Source organism: uncultured Maribacter sp., assembly GCF_963975365.1.
Taxonomy (GTDB): Bacteria; Bacteroidota; Bacteroidia; order Flavobacteriales; family Flavobacteriaceae; genus Maribacter.
Genome location: NZ_CAXBGF010000007.1, coordinates 115,433 through 133,960, shown reverse-complemented (window position 1 = coordinate 133,960; position 18,528 = coordinate 115,433). Strand labels below are relative to the sequence as shown.

13 protein-coding genes are annotated in these 18,528 nt (G+C 33.2%); 3 read left to right on the top strand and 10 right to left on the bottom strand.

The features are described 5' to 3' along the window. Nucleotides 1–4 precede the first annotated feature (4 nt). Together AACZ49_RS10275 and AACZ49_RS10270 are read left to right on the top strand one after the other, a co-directional pair. Complete coding sequence (locus AACZ49_RS10275; RefSeq protein ID WP_339654240.1) at nucleotides 5–568, top strand: hypothetical protein; 564 nt, start codon at nucleotides 5–7, stop codon at nucleotides 566–568. A 66-nt stretch (nucleotides 569–634) separates the two neighbouring features. Further along, on the top strand, nucleotides 635–1,750 hold the full coding sequence (locus tag AACZ49_RS10270) for a histidinol-phosphate transaminase (protein ID WP_339654237.1): 1,116 nt from the start codon (nucleotides 635–637) through the stop codon (nucleotides 1,748–1,750). Nucleotides 1,751–1,817: 67 nt separating this feature from the next. Here AACZ49_RS10270 and AACZ49_RS10265 read toward each other — a convergent pair whose 3' ends face one another. The 10 genes from AACZ49_RS10265 to AACZ49_RS10220 all read right to left on the bottom strand — a co-directional run bounded on the left by AACZ49_RS10265 (nucleotide 1,818) and on the right by AACZ49_RS10220 (nucleotide 17,125). Continuing rightward, the gene (locus AACZ49_RS10265) at nucleotides 1,818–2,177 is read right to left on the bottom strand and encodes a hypothetical protein (protein ID WP_339654234.1); all 360 of its coding nucleotides are present in this window, start codon (nucleotides 2,175–2,177) and stop codon (nucleotides 1,818–1,820) included. Between the two features lie 47 nt (nucleotides 2,178–2,224). Continuing rightward, complete coding sequence (locus AACZ49_RS10260) at nucleotides 2,225–2,596, bottom strand: hypothetical protein (protein WP_339654231.1); 372 nt, start codon at nucleotides 2,594–2,596, stop codon at nucleotides 2,225–2,227. Between the two features lie 374 nt (nucleotides 2,597–2,970). After that, complete coding sequence (locus AACZ49_RS10255) at nucleotides 2,971–4,506, bottom strand: YifB family Mg chelatase-like AAA ATPase (protein WP_339654228.1); 1,536 nt, start codon at nucleotides 4,504–4,506, stop codon at nucleotides 2,971–2,973. Between the two features lie 69 nt (nucleotides 4,507–4,575). Next, nucleotides 4,576–6,354, bottom strand: a complete 1,779-nt coding sequence (locus tag AACZ49_RS10250; protein WP_339654225.1) for a hypothetical protein — start codon at nucleotides 6,352–6,354, stop codon at nucleotides 4,576–4,578. A gap of 10 nt (nucleotides 6,355–6,364) precedes the next feature. Continuing rightward, nucleotides 6,365–7,747 (bottom strand): DUF4249 domain-containing protein, encoded by a 1,383-nt coding sequence (locus AACZ49_RS10245; RefSeq protein ID WP_339654222.1) that lies wholly within the window; start codon nucleotides 7,745–7,747, stop codon nucleotides 6,365–6,367. 9 nt (nucleotides 7,748–7,756) lie between these two features. Next, entirely contained in the window at nucleotides 7,757–10,567 is a 2,811-nt protein-coding gene (locus AACZ49_RS10240; RefSeq protein ID WP_339654219.1) for a carboxypeptidase-like regulatory domain-containing protein, read from the bottom strand. A gap of 161 nt (nucleotides 10,568–10,728) precedes the next feature. Next, the gene (locus tag AACZ49_RS10235; protein WP_339654216.1) at nucleotides 10,729–13,128 is read right to left on the bottom strand and encodes a penicillin acylase family protein; all 2,400 of its coding nucleotides are present in this window, start codon (nucleotides 13,126–13,128) and stop codon (nucleotides 10,729–10,731) included. 107 nt (nucleotides 13,129–13,235) lie between these two features. Beyond that, a complete protein-coding gene (locus AACZ49_RS10230) occupies nucleotides 13,236–15,197 on the bottom strand; it encodes a cytochrome c biogenesis protein CcdA (protein ID WP_339654367.1) in 1,962 nt (653 codons plus the stop codon). Beyond that, nucleotides 15,197–16,513, bottom strand: coding sequence for a tRNA lysidine(34) synthetase TilS (gene tilS, locus AACZ49_RS10225; RefSeq protein ID WP_339654213.1), 1,317 nt, complete (start codon nucleotides 16,511–16,513; stop codon nucleotides 15,197–15,199). Before tilS ends, AACZ49_RS10230 begins: the two co-directional genes overlap by 1 nt. 69 nt (nucleotides 16,514–16,582) lie before the next feature. After that, nucleotides 16,583–17,125 (bottom strand): NAD(P)H-dependent oxidoreductase, encoded by a 543-nt coding sequence (locus AACZ49_RS10220; protein WP_339654211.1) that lies wholly within the window; start codon nucleotides 17,123–17,125, stop codon nucleotides 16,583–16,585. Between the two features lie 131 nt (nucleotides 17,126–17,256). Here AACZ49_RS10220 and AACZ49_RS10215 point away from each other — a divergent pair, with 131 nt between their 5' ends. Then, on the top strand, nucleotides 17,257–18,441 hold the full coding sequence (locus AACZ49_RS10215) for a heparan-alpha-glucosaminide N-acetyltransferase domain-containing protein (protein ID WP_339654208.1): 1,185 nt from the start codon (nucleotides 17,257–17,259) through the stop codon (nucleotides 18,439–18,441). Nucleotides 18,442–18,528: the final 87 nt, after the last annotated feature.

Here is an 18,528-nt window from a genome sequence, read left to right as displayed (position 1 = left end):
GGACGTGGAAAAATCTAAAAAAGCATTTAAAAATCCGATTCGGGCAGCCTTAGCCACCCTTTTAATAGGTATGCTAATGCAGGTTCTTCACTGGCCATATTCAGCGGGTATTGTATTTATTTCATTTACCGCAATACTAGTATTATATACCCTTCGTTTTTTTAGAAAGACCGAAAAACTAACCATAGACATTATAAAAATGGCCTTAGTTCTATTTTGGACAACCAATGGTATATTAACCATTTTAGCTTTTCCATACACTCTAATTTTCCAAGTCGGCACAGCACTTACATTTATCGTATGGTTTGCCATGGAGGGTACTGCCTACTTTATGGATAAAAAAAGTAATTCAAGAAATAGTATTACTGAAATAATATGGAATTTTGTAATGGTCATTGGTGTAATCACCATTATTTCTGGTGGCATTATGCACCTTCTAAATTGGGATTATTCGACACCTATTTTAACTACAGGCCTTACTATAGCAACTAGTTTTATACTTAAGGATATTTTTACAGCGCCTAAAAAACAAGAAGATGATGTTAATAATGAGGAGTTATATTCCTAATTATCCGTTCCTCAAATTAAAATTTTTATAGGCAATTTTTGTATCTTTTACCCAAAGGGTATACATATGAACACTATTGACCGACGACAATGGCTTAAAACCGCTGGACTTTCTAGTGGTTTTACTTTTTTAGGTGGATTTGGAGCTTTCGCCTCACAAATCGAAAAATCTAATTATTTCGAAAAATCAAGTATTGCAAAATTAAATTCTAATGAAAATCCGTACGGACCATCAAAAGCAGTACGAGAGGTAATTAAAAATTCACTAGATATTGCATGCAGATACCCCTCAATGGTTCTACATTCATTGGTAGAACAAATAGCCCAGAAAGAAGGTGTGACTAAAGACCATATTGTCATAACTGGCGGTTCTACAGAAGGTTTAAAGGCTGCCGGCTTAACTTACGGAATTAATGGTGGTGAAATTATTGCTGCTGACCCTACCTTTCAATCACTCATGACTTATGCAGAGAATTTTGGTGCTACTGTACATCGAGTTCCTGTAGATAAAAACATGGGGCACGATTTAAATGAAATGGAGAAAAGAATAACAGCTAAAACAGGTTTGATCTTTATCTGCAACCCTAACAACCCTACAGGAACACTGCTTGATAAAAATAAATTAAGAGATTTTTGCGCTACCGTTAGTCGTAGAACAATGGTTTTTAGTGATGAAGCGTATTATGATTTTATTACCGAACCCGATTACCCTTCAATGATTGAATTAGTGAAGGAAAGTATGAATGTTATCGTCTCAAAAACATTCTCAAAAGTTTATGGCCTTGCAGGACTTCGGATTGGGTACTTAGTCGCTAGACCAGATATTGCTACTAGACTGAAAAAAAACATTATGGCTATGTCAAATGTTTTAGCGATTGAAGCTGCTAAGGAGGCACTAAGAGATGATGAGTTTTACAAATTTAGCATTACTAAAAATGTGGAAGCTAAAAATCAAATCTATAAAACATTAAATGATTTAAACTTAGAACATCAAAAATCGCATACTAATTTTGTTTTTTTTAAAACAGGACGGCACATTTCTGAAATGATTGTAGCAATGGAAAAAGAAAATGTTCTAATAGGAAGACCTTTCCCTCCTTTTACTGATTGGGCACGTATTAGCACAGGAACGATTGAAGAAGTACACCTGTTTGATAAAGCACTTAGAAAGGTGATGGAATAAAAATTCATTAACCAACGCTATCAATAAAGCTGGTTAACGAATAACAATAAATAAAATATTCTAGCAATTAGTTTTCAACTAATTGCTCCTTAAAATCATCCATATCCATATTAAGTAAATTAGTTGGATATTTTGAATAAAATGTATTTGATTTTAATTTCATAACAACTAACAATGAGTCTCGCATAGCTTTATAATGAAATATGGTATCCCTAAGATATGGGCTGCCTTTATAACTAACAATTGCGCTACCCGTATAATTCTTTTTTGCGTAGTCCAAATAATTATGGTAAGCAAATTTAAACTCCTCAAATTCTTGACTTTTAAATGCTTGAGAACGTATGTATTCAGTTTCAGTAACTACTACATTCTTAGCACATGAAAGTAAGACAATACTTAAAATAGAGGTTAAAAGTAGATGTTTCATAACATATGAATTTTAAATATTACCCCTTTGGTTAGGGGCAATGTAAGTTATCTATTTTCCTTTCTTAATAAACTTCTTAGTTGCTCAAAATTCATATTTTCCGCTACAGCTGGAAATTTATTTAAGAATACATCACGTTTCTTCTTTACCTCAAACATTTTTTGAGTTATTTTCTGAACGTATGCTTCTTGTCTAGAATCCAACTCTGACTTTGACAATTTTGATGTTAATGACTTATCGAATACTTCTGTAATAGAAGATTCTATTTCCACATATTCATCATATGATGACTGCAAAGATTTAAATTCATAGCTTTCAAAAGCTTCGGAATTATACTCCTCCGGACTATTAATAGTAGTTTCTTCACTGCAAGAAAACAATAGAAAGCTGAAAATAGTGGTAAATAAGATTTTCTTCATTATGATAATCTTATAAGGTCATTCCCACAATTTAACTAAAAAAAAAACATTCCTACAAGTATATTTAAGATAAATTGCCATAATTGACTTCTTCCATCATAAAATAATATTCTCAAATTACTAATATTAAGTTAGTTATAAAAAATGAAATATTTCTATATAATTACTATGTAAAATATATAATTAGAAATTTCTTACAAAATAATGATGTTTAATATGCAATTTTTGGCCATATAAGGGTTTAAACTACGCTGATCACTCGCTCCCACCAGCTTGCTAGCAGCGGCATTCAGAGTAAGCAGAAAAAAAATCTTAAAAAAATTAACACCTGCCGTCTCCAGTTCACATCTCTCAACCCTACAAGCAATCTACACTTACCCCAACCAACCTTCTCTATCTAAACTTCTGTATTGGATAGCTTCAGAAATGTGATCACCGTTTAAATCTGTATCTCCGCCAAGGTCAGCTATGGTCCTCGCTACTTTGAGAATTCTGTCATATGCTCGTGCAGAAAGATTCAATCGCTCCATCGCATTTTTAAGAAGTGATTTTGATTTTTCATCTAATTTGCAGTATAAACGAATTTGTTTAGTATTCATCTGAGCATTATAATGCACATTCTCTAATTCGGTAAAACGTAATGTTTGTATTTCCCTTGCCGAAGTAACTCGTTTTCTTATTTCAACACTCCCCTCACCCTTTCGTTCTTCCGATAGTTTTTCGAAAGGTACAGGAGTTACTTCGATATGAATATCGATACGATCCAATAACGGGCCAGAAATTTTACTTAAATACCGTTGCATTTCCGCAGGGGAGGATGTTACCGGCGCATCAGGGTCGTTAAAATAACCACCCGGACTGGGATTCATACTGGCCACTAACATAAAACTACTGGGGTAGGTTACTGTAAATCTTGCTCTCGATATCGTTACTTCCCTATCTTCTAATGGTTGTCTCAGCACCTCTAAAACGCCTCGTTTAAACTCTGGCAATTCATCTAAGAATAAAACACCATTATGTGAAAGGGAAATTTCACCTGGTTGTGGATATGAACCGCCACCGACTAAAGCTACGTCAGAAATTGTATGATGTGGACTTCGAAAAGGCCGTTGACTCATTAACCCCATGTTCTTAATCTTACCGACCACACTATGAATTTTTGTCGTTTCCAATGCTTCATGTAATGTCATGGGTGGTAAAATAGAAGGTAATCGTTTCGCTAGCATAGTTTTACCAGCTCCTGGCGGTCCAATCAATATTACATTATGCCCGCCTGCTGCTGCAATCTCCATACAGCGCTTTATACTTTCCTGTCCCTTAACATCTGAAAAATCAAATTCAGGAAAATCAAGATTTTTATAAAACTCTTCTCGCGTATCTATAATGGTTTGCTCTAAAGGTGTACCCTTATCAAAGTAATCTAAGACTTGTTTAATATTATCAATTCCGTATACTTTTAAATCACCCACGATTGCTGCTTCCTTTGCATTTGCAGTTGGCAGCATAAAACCGGTAAAACCTTCCTCTTGAGCTTTAATCGCAATAGGCAATGCTCCTTTTATGGGTTGCAGTCCGCCATCTAGGGAAAGTTCTCCCATTATAATATACTTCTCAATATTCTCAGATTGTATTTGATTAGACGCTGCTAGAATACCTATAGCTAGTGTAAGATCATAAGCAGACCCTTCTTTACGAAGATCTGCAGGAGCCATATTAATAGTGATTTTTTTACCCGGAATTTTATAGCCGTTATTTTGTAACGCGGCAGCAATTCTATAATTACTTTCTTTAATTGCATTATCGGGCAGGCCTACTAAATGATATCCAATACCCTTATCGATATTTACCTCAACAACTATGGTTGTAGCCTCTACGCCAAAAACTGCACTTCCATAAACTTTTGTAAGCATTATTAGTGTTTAACATTAAAAATAGTACTTTTTAATTTTAAGTAGCAATTGATGTGAAAAAGTATCAAACTATTCTATAGTAATTGTTTTTTTTACGGTTATAGGTTTACCGTAGGTCGTAAAACCTTCTAACAGTATTTCATATTCACCAGAAATATCGGAGGTATAAAACTCATATTTTTTTTCGTTACTATTTTGATCAATAAGAATGGTAGGGTTCCAATATAATTGACTACGAAAATCTGGTATGTTTTTAAATTTCTCCACATTTTCTGCTGCATAAGACTGATTAAAATAATTCTTTAAACTAGTGGGCATTTCTAAATCGTTAATGGCCATATTATGATCTACTATTCTATTTAAGTAATCACCTTCAATAGTTTCTATAACCACCATACCCAAATACTTTTTATCACCAAGTACTAAGGGATCTCTAAGAATACTAATTCTATCTACTAGTCGAGCATTAAAATCCAATATAGACGAATGGTTTTGCACAAATACCCCATCTACCAAAACCAAAGGAGGGTCTGATTCAAATTCTATTTCATATTTTTCCAATTTTTCCCTAACCCAAAATGTGTAATCTCCAGTATCAAGTCTTTTCACCCAAACATTAGGCACTAGCTCAACCAATGTTTCACGTATTGTAGGAAACCTTGTAAATTCATCTAGTTTAATGATTTCCGGACTGCCCCCATCAAAAGGATCAATTATTGCATTAGATAAAATCGAATCGGGCTTAACACTATAAAATGCATTTTCAATTTGGTTGTAAACACTTCGCTCTACAATTGCTTTTTCCATTTTACTGTTAAGTGTAAAATCGTTAAATTCAAGAGTACCATATGCTATATCAGGCTTATCTATTAGTTTAACCATTTTCTTAGCATCATTATCAATCGCTTGGGCTATAATAGTCGAAGCAGTATACGGCTTATTGACATAGGTGTAAAAACTACCGGATTTATCAGTAATGGCTGATTTTAACTGAAAATCCTCACCAGGAATGGAAATTATTACAGTTTCATTTAGAACAGGATTATCATCTTTATCTAGAACCCTTCCATAAAATAATTCACCCCGTTGTTCTGGTAAATATATAGAATCATTAATATTTTTAGGTAATATTTTGGTGCTACTCAGATACTTATTGCCAAAAAACGTAGCGTGCATAGCTGGCTTTACATCCAAATTATTTTTAAGACGCACACTTATAGAATAATTTCCATAGCCTAATGAACCTTTGTAATTTCTTGGAACGAGAGAAACCTTTTCACGTTTACTAAAAATATTTTTCCCTATTTGCAGCTCAATAGATTTGTCTTCTAACTGCATATCTGCACTATTTTCTTGAACAATATTCAATTCAATAGATTCCTCTTTTTTATTACGTAAATTTTCTTGATCTATTTGATAAGGGTTAATTACTACAATATCATCTTGATAGAACTGAGATAATCCCGCATTCCTCATCCAATGGGTATAGGCAATCAACTTATAGTTGCCTGAGGGCAAGGTAACTGGGATGAAAAAATCACCCTGACCCTTACCCTTCACTAAAGCTACTTTTTGTTTAACTATACTTTTGTGATTTTTATCAATTAATTCTATATATCCTATCCTACTTATTGTACTTAACCTATTGGACATAGCATTTATACAATTCATACTAAAATACAGGTATTCACCAGGGAAAATCAATGAAGTATTAGCATGTACATATACCTTTTCTAAAGGCAGTTTCTTAAGTGTTTCTAGCTCTTCACTATCTTCAATAACATATTGTGCATGAATTAAACCAAAGTGAGCCAAAAACAAACAAAGAATAATAATTTTGTTTCTCATATATATTAAATTATTCCTCCCAAAAATCAGGCATTGTAGAATTACCTAGCACGGTACAGTCGCTACATGCCCTAAAAGTGATTAAATATGGTCCCGGACAGGCTCCAATACCTTCTTCATTTTCACCATAATATGCAAATAAATTTATATTTACACCCTCTAAAATTGATATCGGACAAGGCCAATTAAGCTCCCCTTCATAGCAATATGATGGATGTTCTAATGGTGGTGAAGATGGAAAACAGTTAACGGCATAATCTGGCAAGGGTTCCTCTGGAAATAAATCCTCGTAATTAAAATAAGCTCTTTTCTCAGTCACAGATGCAACTTCAAAATACCCTACAACTTGGTCATCGCCATCATTTTCAGCTTTAATATTACCTATCAAAAGCCCTGGCTGAATAGAGGAAAAAATATTTTCTGAAGAACCAAAACTTTCCAACGTTCGGTAAAAATTATAAGCATCTATAGATTGCAAATATTGTTTAACAAGAATGCTGTAACGGTGTGAAATGATATAATTGTTTCTATTTAAAAAACGAACGGGGAAACCAACGGCCCTATTATCCTGTAAAGCGACAGTACTATTTTGGATAATCGAATTCGAATAATCAGTTTTGTAACATACTTTTCCTTCTTCATTTTCCCTTTTAACAATTTCAAGATCATAAGTGACCGTAGGTAATGCACACGGATCATAATTTGTAAGAACAAAATCCTCTTCACGCCATTCTGGTGCAATAATCTTATAGGATTCCTCATAGGTATACCTATAATATTGGTCAGATGTACTTGTACTACCACCATCCAAATAAATAAATACACCCTCATCTCCCTCAACATTGAAATCTCGTTCTATATACAAATCCTCTATTTGCCCAACTGAACCAAAGCTTTCCGCACTGGAAACATAGCTTGTACCTTTATCCGTTATAACATTTAAGGTATACTCCACATCTTTTTCTGCTGCAAAATTATCATTGGAAAGATAGGTTCCTGGAGATGTTTCAACGAACTGGTATTCGTTGCCTTTATTATCTACAACACTTACTTGTGCATTTCTTTCATAACTAAAACCTGGTTCTTTAGGAATTTCAGGAAACCTAGGGTCGTAAATACTATCTAAATCATTAACCACTTCAAAATTAGAAGGTCTACTCAACAATATTTTTTGTCGTTTTATTTCATTTGTTATTGTAGCTTCCACTATAAGGGTTGAAGCTAAAACTGTTTCATCTACTTCACTAGGAATATCAAATTTTTCTATGCAATTCGTAAAAAAGAATACAGAAAACACAAGGAAAAAGATTGTTTTAGTTGGTACAACTCCAATTAATATCTTGCCATATAATTTAGTCAATCGCCTTTTAAAATTTAAATATTTTTTTAGCATTGTTAATAGTTAAAATTTAAAATTATACGTAATAGAAGGTATTGGAATAGAAAAAATAGAGCTTTGTAAAGCTTTTACTCCACCGTCCTCTGTTACGAAAAACACGGAATACGGATTGTTTCTTCCTAAAACGTTATAAACCGAGATGGTCCAAAAACTATGTGCAAATTTCTTGATTTTGTGATTACCTTCAATATTGATACCTAAATCTAACCTGTAGTAATCTGGGATTCTAAATTCATTGCGGTCACTATAATAGACATACTCTGCATTATTAAATTGATAAGTGCCAATTGGATATGTTATTGGACGACCCGTTTGATAAACAAAATTGGCCGAAATGCTATAGCGTCTTGTAAATTTATAGTTGGTAATTAGGCTTATATCATGAGGCTTGTCATAATTTGAAGGGAAAAACTCTCCATTATTGATACGCTCCTCGCTAAATTCACTATCGAATTTTATCAAAGACCGAGAATAGGTATAAGCTAGCCAACCATTTAATCGTCCTTTATTTTTACGCAATAATAATTCTACCCCATATGATTTTCCATCTCCCTGTAAAACCTCTGTTTCAATAGTTTCATTTAATAAAATTTGTGCACCTGTTTTAAAATCTAGCACATCTTTTGAAGATTTGTAATATCCTTCTAAACTTAATTCATATTCATTTTCTTTTAGGTTTTGATATAAACCCAATGAAAATTGATTACCACGCTGGGGTTTAATATTGGTATCCGATAATTTCCATGTATCTATTGGTGATACTGTAGTGTTATTGGAAAGTGTGTGTATAAACTGATAACCGTTATTGAAACTAGCCTTTAACGAAAGATTTGGTTTCAAAAAATAACGTGCTGATGCACGTAATTCCGGCCCACCATACGTTTTAATAATTTCGCTGTTCCCATATTGTACCGTATCAATTCTACTTCCTTCATTTCGCGGTACGCTATCTTCATAAATACGTTGTTCAGATTTACCAATGGCTGCGAAGAAGGAATAGCGAAGGCCAACATCAACCAAAAGTTTGTCGGTTATTTTAAATTCGTCTGAAATAAAGAGAGCAGATTCCAGTGCTTTTTCTTTTGAAATAGATAAAGGTTGAATTGCAGATTCATTTCCTTCTGGAAAAATAAAACCTGGATTTACACCATACAACTTACTCGCAATTCCATAACTAACAGAATGTTTATTATTTATAAAATAATTAAACCTTAGCTTAATTTCTGTTTCATCCATACTATAGCCCAAACGAAAGTCATCATTAGATTCCCCGTCATAATCAATATTAAATTTATATTGACTATTGGCAAGAATGAGACTACCTGTATTTCTATTATTAAACTTATGATCCCATTTTACCGAAAAACCGCGATTACTATAGTTGTAAATAGAATCAGAAGTGATACTAAAGGCGTCTTTACTAAAATAACCTGTTGCACGAATATCGTTGCTCTCATTTATCTTGTTATTGTATTTAACAATACCATCAAAAAAGGATGCTGTACTACTATTTAAAGATTCCTCATTTAATGATTTCAAAATCCAATCTGAATATGCTGCACGTGCCCCAAGTACCAAAGATGATTTTTCTTTAGTCAGTGGTATTTCCATAGCAAGATTTGCAGTGACAGGTCCAACAGAAGCTTCACCAGAAAACTTTTCTAGATTCCCATCTTTGGTTTCGATATCAAAGACAGAGGATAATCTCCCCCCATACTCGGCAGGAATATTACCTTTAAATATTTCGACTCCTTTTGTAGTAAAAGGGTTTAAAGCTTGAAATATTCCGAAAAAATGTGATGGATTATAAATAACCGCATCATCTAATAGAATTAAATTTTGGTCTGTCTTTCCTCCTCGTACATTAAACCCGGTGGCCCCCTCTCCTGCCGAAGAAATTCCTGGTAAGGCCTTGGCCACTTGCAAAATATCTCGCTCTCCTAAAACTAGCGGAATATTTTTTGATTCCTCAGTATCAATTTGAGTTGTACCAGTGGTTGCATCTTCCACATTTTTTGCTGCATCGGCCTCCACTATCACCTCTTCAAGCATCTCAAGACTTTCTTCCAATTCAAAATCCAAAGTGCCGTTATTAAAAACTAAAATCTGTCTTTCAGATCCTTTAATTCCCATTGAACTGGTCTTCAACATATTTTGACCAACAGGTAATCGAATACTATAATATCCTTCCGCATCCGTAACGGCGCCTATTCCCTTTTCCTTTGAAACAATAGACAAATCTGGAATTGGTTCACCCGTCTTTTTAATTCTTACCTGACCTTGAATTACAAAAAATTGTGCTGCAGTATTTGAGTCTGATTTTCCTATTCTTACTGTCTCAAGAATTGTTTTATTTTGTATTTTACTATCAGCATAAAAAACAGGAGGGGAAATATGTTTGGTAATGGCAATGCTTATGGTGTCTTTATTATCAACCTCTCCAAAGAACCCGGTTGGAAGTACATTATAAATAATACCATTCTGTGTAAAGATTATCTTCTTATCATCAAAAAAATAAAAATTAACTTGCGTGTTTTTACATAATTGGTTTAAAATTTCTTCAATAGATTCATTGTTAAAATTCTTAGTTATAGTTTTATCACCAAACCAATTCTCTAAGTAATAAAATCGATAATTAGTTTTTGATTCTATTGAATCTAAAGCAGATTTAAGTTTAGATTCAGAAAAAGAAATAGATAATTTGGTTGGATTATTTTGACCATAACAGTAAAAATTAGATAGAATAAAAAATACCATAAATAGTTTACATGCAAATTGATAAACTATCGATGACCCAAGTAAAGATTTATTCATCTAACATATAAAAATAAAGACATATTCTTTAATTCGACATAACAAACCGAAAATATGCAATTTTCACAAGCTTTAAAAGCATATACCAATTAAAATCAATCGTTTAAAAAATATGGTCAACAAAAGAAATAACCATAATTATAGGCCTTCATTCCACCCATTTATTTAACTGGAGGAATTAGCATCAAAGTAGATTCTGCATTCTTTTTAATTTCATCTTCATTCATCATCATTTTACGAAATTCACCTTTTACATACATTTCTGCCTGATCTTTATAATGCTTACTAAAAGGATTACCTGATTGTCCAGTAGGTAAAATACTTATGCTGTTCTCAACATCTGAGAAATCAACGATTCTTCTGGTTGATGGCCCTGAACTGGTTTTATAAAAACCAGTTTCATCATATAGAAACCCCTGATTATTGATAACCTCCCTACCGCCCTCTAAAGGATAAGGACCTACATTAAAAAATGAACGTAGTGCAGCAATTTGCCCTATTGGATGCCCATGTTCTATAGTATGAACATTCTTCCATTGCCAGTTTTCACTATTCTTTCCAAAATCATTTTCCAATGAAACAATTGCTTCGTCAAAAGATTTATTTACAATATCCTGCATGTTTTCGGTAACATTAGTGGTTGACACATCATCCCACCAGACCGAACTTTCATTTTTCGATAAAGGTGCAATAAGCCGTTTCATAAAATGGGTGTTTAAAAACTGGGTAAACAATTCATCTCCTAATTCGTCTTTAAACGTATTTTTTAAATAATAATAAATCCAACGATTATAAACTGTCGCATCTATAGATTTAAGATTGTAGTTACCGTTCCACATTTTTAAACTGTCCATAACTTTCAATTCCGTCTCACTCAACAAATTAATATCAATAAATTTGGCTAAATCTGTTATTATTGCTGGATCTACTGATGACCTAACATCGGTAATCATTTCACTTGTAGATTCTTTATCCCAGTCATTTTTAGGCTCTAATAACTCGACAATTCTCTTTGCCCTATTTTCTGGCAAGTAATACCCTGGATAAAGCATGCCTGCAATAGAATCAGGTTGGTTATTAGCAGAATACACGTAATTATTTGGCGGATTTATCGCCTGCGGATTTTCATTAAAGCTAATAAATTCCTTTTTTAAAGGAAGCCCTTCTCCTACCTCATAAATTAATTTAGTATTAACAGAATCGGGGATATTGTATAGTTGTGCAGTTGCAAACCAAGCTACATTATCCTCTGCATCTCCATACATTATATTTAATCCTGGTGCATGAATATTCGGTAATGCAATCTTAAATTCTTTGAGGTTGTTAGAATGACTTAATCTAAATAATGCATCTATTACCTTATTATCCATTTGGGTATAAATCCATGACATGGCTATTGGCCTATCTCCTTTTATCTGGTCTGCAATACCGTTCAAAATAGGTCCGTGTATAGATTTCTTATAAGTGAATTTTATATCCGTTGAATCTTTTACTTTTATGGTTTTATTTACAAGCTCATACTCTACGTACCCATTAGCAGTAAGGTATTCCTTATCATTATCTGGATTGTTCTGCTCGTAATAAAAATCGACATCATCATTCTCGAACATAGTAATACCATAAGCCGATTTCCTATTATGACCTAAAAGTGGAAAAGGTATACCAGCAATATGATAACCATATTTAGAGTAGTTAGGTGTTTCAATATGTGCTTCATACCAAACAGATGGTTGGGCAAAACCAATATGAGGGTCATTGGCTAAAATGACTTTTCGGTTCTTTGTCTTTTCTGGAGCAATGACCCAACTATTACTGCCTTCAAATAATGGAACATTCAAAACACTTAAAGCCTTATTAACCGAGGCAGTTAGATTGTTCTGAATGGAATCATTCTGAGAAGGTTTAAAATTTTTGATCCGTTCTGTAGTAATATCAGAACCTATATGTAAGTCTTTTAAATAATTAGGGCCTAATTTAGAATTTATGGTCATTAAAAGCGGGTCGGTTTTATGTGCCATGGCGAAACTGAATGCCATATACCCTATGGTATTATACACATCTTCTAAAACGAATTCTTCTTTTTCTATACCAGTTAAGTAAAATTCAATAGGTGTAGGGCCTTCAGCTATAAATTGGTTGATGCCATCCAAATAAGCCTTGGCCAATATAACACCTTCACTTTCTTCATCAACATTGGCAACAGTAATTTTTGAAGCATCTGCAATACCTAATGAGAGAAAGAACTTATCGGTACCCGCTAAATCTTTACCAAAAACTTCAGATAAGCCACCACTTGCAATTCTTCGAAGTAACTCCATTTGCCATAAACGGTCTTGTGCGTGAACGTAACCTAATGCCCTAAAAGCATCTTTTTCGTTCTGTCCATATATATGTGGTATACCATAATTATCATAATACACACCAACCTCGTTCTGAAGATGAACTAGCTCATGTTTACCAGAATAGTCTGGTTTTAGCGTATAAATAAATATTCCAATTCCTATTGCAAATAAGATAAGAATTACCAATAGAATTTTTCCGATTTTTTTTAATGTTCTCATATTTTACGGGGGAAATAAATTCTAAGTTAGGGTTATTTTTAACATTAAAGACCTCGCAGTACTGCTTTTTATTGACAAGCAGTCAACATCTTAGCAGCTCATGAACATTAATTATTATTACTAAGCCCCTCTAACAACCAATTTTTGTATGTAGGAATATCAGAATTTTGAATAGTTGTATTAAGCACTTTTAAATCTGGAGACAACAACACATAAAATGGTTGAGAGATAGAATTAAAGTTTATATCTTGAAAAGTTCCCCATTTTTGAGCAATGTTATTAATCTCTTTTACGCGACCACTATCGAATTGAAAATTAAACTTTTCAGATTCAGGAAGTTCTTCCCTATCATCTGTATATAATGATATGAGAACGTAATTATTCTTTATGATAGGAAACACATTAGGATCACTCCATACATTCTCCTCCATCTTCCTACAATTCACGCATGCCCAACCGGTAAAATCTAAAAGAATTGGTTTGTTCATTTCTTTAGCAAAAGCCAAACCTTCATTAAAATCTTTAAAACAATCAATCCCAAGCGGACAATCGCTTTCTTGTTCAAATACGCTGTAAAACTCTGGTGGCGGAAAACCACTCAATAATTTTAAGTTAGTTATTTTGGTAACGCCCAGTATCAAGTAAACCGTAAATGCTAAACTAAAAAAGGCTGTTAATTTGCGACCTCGAGATAATTTTTTCACAGGCCCATCGTGCGGAAATTTATATAGTCCGAATAGGTAAAGAGTCATCGCTATTCCTAAAACAATCCATATTCCTAAAAATATTTCGCGCTTTAGTATTCCCCAATGCCCTACCATATCTGCATTAGATAAGAATTTTAAAGCCAATCCAATTTCTAAAAACCCTAGTACCACTTTTACAGTAGTCATCCATCCACCAGATTTAGGAAGCGAATTCAACCATGCCGGAAATAATGCAAAAAGAGCAAATGGTAATGCCAACGCAGCCCCAAAACCGGTCATCCCAGCAGTGAGGTTTGTTGCAACTTCCCCTTCGGCCAATGTAGTACCACCTAGCAAACCTCCTAATATCGGTCCTGTACAAGAAAATGATACTATAGCCAAAGTTACCGCCATGAAAAAGATACCTATAACTCCACCCACTTTAGATGAAGCTGCATCCATTTTATTTGCCCATGAACTTGGTAAGGTTAGTTCATAGTATCCAAAAAAGGAAAAAGCAAAAAATAGAAATATGAAAAAGAATAAAAGGTTTAACCACACATTGGTCGCAATAGAATTGAGTATCTGCGAATCGACCGAATCAAATAAATGAAATGGCAGACTTAATAAAAAATAGATGAGAACAATAAAAAACCCATATAGAAGAGCATTTATAATTCCTTTCGATTTTTTCTGCGAGTGTTTTGTAAAGAATGAAACCGTTAAAGGTATCATTGGGAATACACATGGTGTTAATAACGCGATGAGCCCCCCAAGAAAACCCAAGCCAAAAATGACCCAAATATTTGTGCTTTCTGCAATAGTATCTTGACCTTGAGTAAGGAGTTCTTTATTTTTCAAGTCTAATCGCAATTGCTGCCCTAGCACTAAACTTCTATCATCTACATTTAATACTGTTTCTTTAGCTTCCGAACCATCTAAAGTGAAAACAAATGTTTTATCCATTGGAATACAAACATCTTTGCACACCTGATATTCCGAATAAACTTCGATTTGATTAATCGTTGAATCTAAAATTTTAATACGCTGAGTTAATGTGGCGTTTTCTTTAAAAAAGGTTTCATCAACCTCAAATATATCGCTATATTCAGTAAAAGTTTCACTCTCTTTCGTACCCTCGACTAATACATATTTTTCATTGGCACCTTTATATTCCAAAATAATAGGTAAAGCTCCAAATTCAGAAGTAAATTGCGAATATAAATGCCAACCTTCGTGAATTTCGGCCTGCATTATCAGTTCGTACTCAGTATCTGAAATCTTTTTTGCTTTATGTTCCCAAACCACCGGGTTATCATCCGTTTGGGTATATGCACCAATGGGCAACATTACCATAAAAAGCAGTAAAGCAATAATTCTCATCATGTCATTTCTATTTTTAAAATCTCTTGAGTACCATCCTCAACCCTAAATCGATGGTCTGCACGCATACCTATAACCCATACAATTTGTTCATTAGAACATAGTAACCATATCTCTTCTTTTGAAAGAATATCAACCTTTTCATCTTTAAAAAACTTTGAAAGTTTCTTTTTACGATTTAAGCCAATAGGGTAAAAATAGTCGCCCTTTTTCCATTTCCTTATCACCAAAGGATACTTTAACGTATTTTTTTGAACGAATATCTCCTTTGCTAAATTATTACAACGTTCCGGTACTACCGAAAATTTTAACGATAATGGATGATTTAATTCCACCAGATTTTCATTTATAAAAAACTCCCGTTCTTCTTCTTCTTCTTCCTTATTTTTAATAGGCGATAATAACAATACGTTACGATTCTTTACCAAAATATGAGTAGAAGACACTAATTGTTTTCCGCTCAGCCCGTCTAACAAAGCCTCTAAATTCTCTAATTCTTTAAATCCAAATTCATTAAAGAGCCCAAACAAATAGGTCGGCAAAGGCCTTAATTCTTTTAACTTCTGGATTGAAATTTCATACTTTTCATCATGCCTTTTAAAAAGCTCCATTTTCAACTTTCTAAGATAAGCGGAGGCTATTTCTTCGGTCTGATTTAAATGATGTAGTGTACTTTTGAAGTTGTCAGAAAAAGTAGGATGTAGCTCATTCAATTTCGGAATAATCTCTAACCGTATTTTATTTCTTAAATACTTCGTATCAGTATTGCTAGCATCTTCTCGCCAGTTCATTTTTTGCTCCTCAGCATACAATGCCAACTGCTGTCGAGGGAAAGGTAACAAAGGTCTTCTTAAAAAAGCTGTTTTAGGGGGTATCCCGGTTAATCCGTCAATACCAGTACCTCTAGAAAGATTAATAAGAAAAGTCTCCATATTATCATTGGCATGGTGCGCAGTTAATAAATATGGAATTTTATGTTGTGCCAATAATTGCTCAAACCAAGTGTAGCGAAGTTCGCGAGCTGCCATTTGTACTGATACTTTATTCTGATTTACATAACCCATAGTATCGAAATGGGTAACATAGATAGTTCTATTTAATTTTCTCGCATAATCCTTTAAAAAATCCTCATCATCCTGACTTTCTTGCCCTCGCAAGCCAAAATTACAATGCGCCATTGAAAACTGCAGACCAGCTTCTTTACAAAGTTTAGTTAACACCATACTATCCAATCCACCACTACATGCAATAATGAAGTGATTATCTAGCAGCTCTGGAAAAGAATCTTCAATATGATTTTTAAACGCTATTAACACGGTATAAAGGTAACTAAGTATCTATAATCATTTAGAATATCCTCGAGTTTTATCCATTAAATGATCGTCTTAGATTAAAGAAATTGATTTAACGAAAGAAGCAACTTTATCAGCATGAATTTTGGCAAAATCCGAATTGGTAATTCCTTTTTCTTCATCGAAATTTTCACCATATTTTGACAGCGAAAAGGTTTCGACAACTTCACCTTTAAAACGAGTCAGCATTTTTTCGGCGTCCTCTAATGCTCCTTTAGCACCGCGGCCACCATTTGAAGTTGACATTAACAATATCTTCTTATCAACCAAAAACTGAGAGTCTAACCTAGAAAGCCAATCAATTACGTTTTTAAAATAAGCAGACGGGTAGCTATTATGTTCATTTACAGATATTATCAAACCTATGGCATTTCTTATTTCATTCTTAAATTCAACAAGTGAATTTGAGAATCCACTTTCCTTTTCAACATCTTCGCTATACATAGGAAATGGATAATTAGCCATATCACGCAACCGTACTTCATGACCATTTATTAAAGAGGACGTATACTTCACCAATTGATAATTGATAGAAACCGAAGAATTACTACCTGCAAACGCTAAAATATAACGCATAAACCTATTTTTTTTTTTAATGTTTACGAATTTAATTCAATTAGAATAAACCTTAATTTATTTTATCTAATTTTGTCACCTTAAACATCCAAACATACTGTTTTATAAGTATATAGGATATAATTACTTTAATGAGCAACTCTAAGTCAAGATTGTTTTTTTTAGATGCCATAAGAGCTTGGGCCATCTTAATGATGTTACAAGGTCATTTTATTGATGGATTACTCGATAATGTCTTTCGTGATAATTCTAATTTTCTGTTCAGCACATGGAAATATTTTAGAGGAATTACAGCACCTGTATTCTTTACCGTATCTGGCTTCATCTTTACCTTTTTATTAATAAAATCTTCACAAACCGGTTGGGACAATCCTCGTGTTAAAAAAGGACTTAAAAGAGGATTAGAACTTTTAGCCATAGGATACATTTTAAGAATGAACTTGTTCGGTATTTTTAAAGGGGAGATTTACGACTCTTTTTACCTTATAGATGTATTACATTGTATAGGAATATCATTATTGTTTATCACAGGTTTTTACTTACTTACCTTTGCAAAACAAAAATGGATATTCCCAACTATACTCTTATTTACAACATTATTATTATTCATATTTGAACCTACATATAAAGCATCTAATTTTGAATATTTACCTCAATTTATTGGAAATTACCTTACAAAATCAAATGGGTCTGTATTTACAATAATACCATGGTTGGGCTATGCTACCATCGGTAGTTTCATGTCTGTTCTTTTCTCCAAATATCAAGACAACAAAAATTTATATTTCTACATCGTTCCTATTTATATATTTACCGGATTGGTTTTAATCCTTTTTTCTTCAGATTTTTTCTATTCTATTTATGAAGTAACAGGAATACAATTATTTCAATCAATTTATTATAACAACTATTTATTTATACGCTTGGGTGATGTTCTTATCGTTTTTGCAACATTTATCATTCTACGAAAATTTTTAATGAATAGTACTTGGTTGAAAATAGGACAAAGTACTTTATCGATTTACATCATTCATTTTATTATTCTTTACGGAAGTTTTACAGGTATTGGATTATATAGCTTTTTCCATCATTCTTTAAATCCGTGGGTAGCCGTATTTGGTGCAATACTATTTATTATTTCAAGTACATTTTTAGCTTTAAAATATGAAAAACATAAGGCGGAAATTAAAACTGTTGTAATTTCATTTTCAACTACTACGAAAATGTATTTAGAACAAGCTGCACTTATCGCTTTTGAAATCTTAAGAACGCTAACCGAAAAACTACTCAGGGTTTTAGGCTTAATAAAAAATTAATGAACTTTCTTTCTCTTAAACTTTAAGTGAAAATTATTAAAACAAAAAAAGCAGCCCTTTTGGCTGCTTTTTTAATAAACACTATTT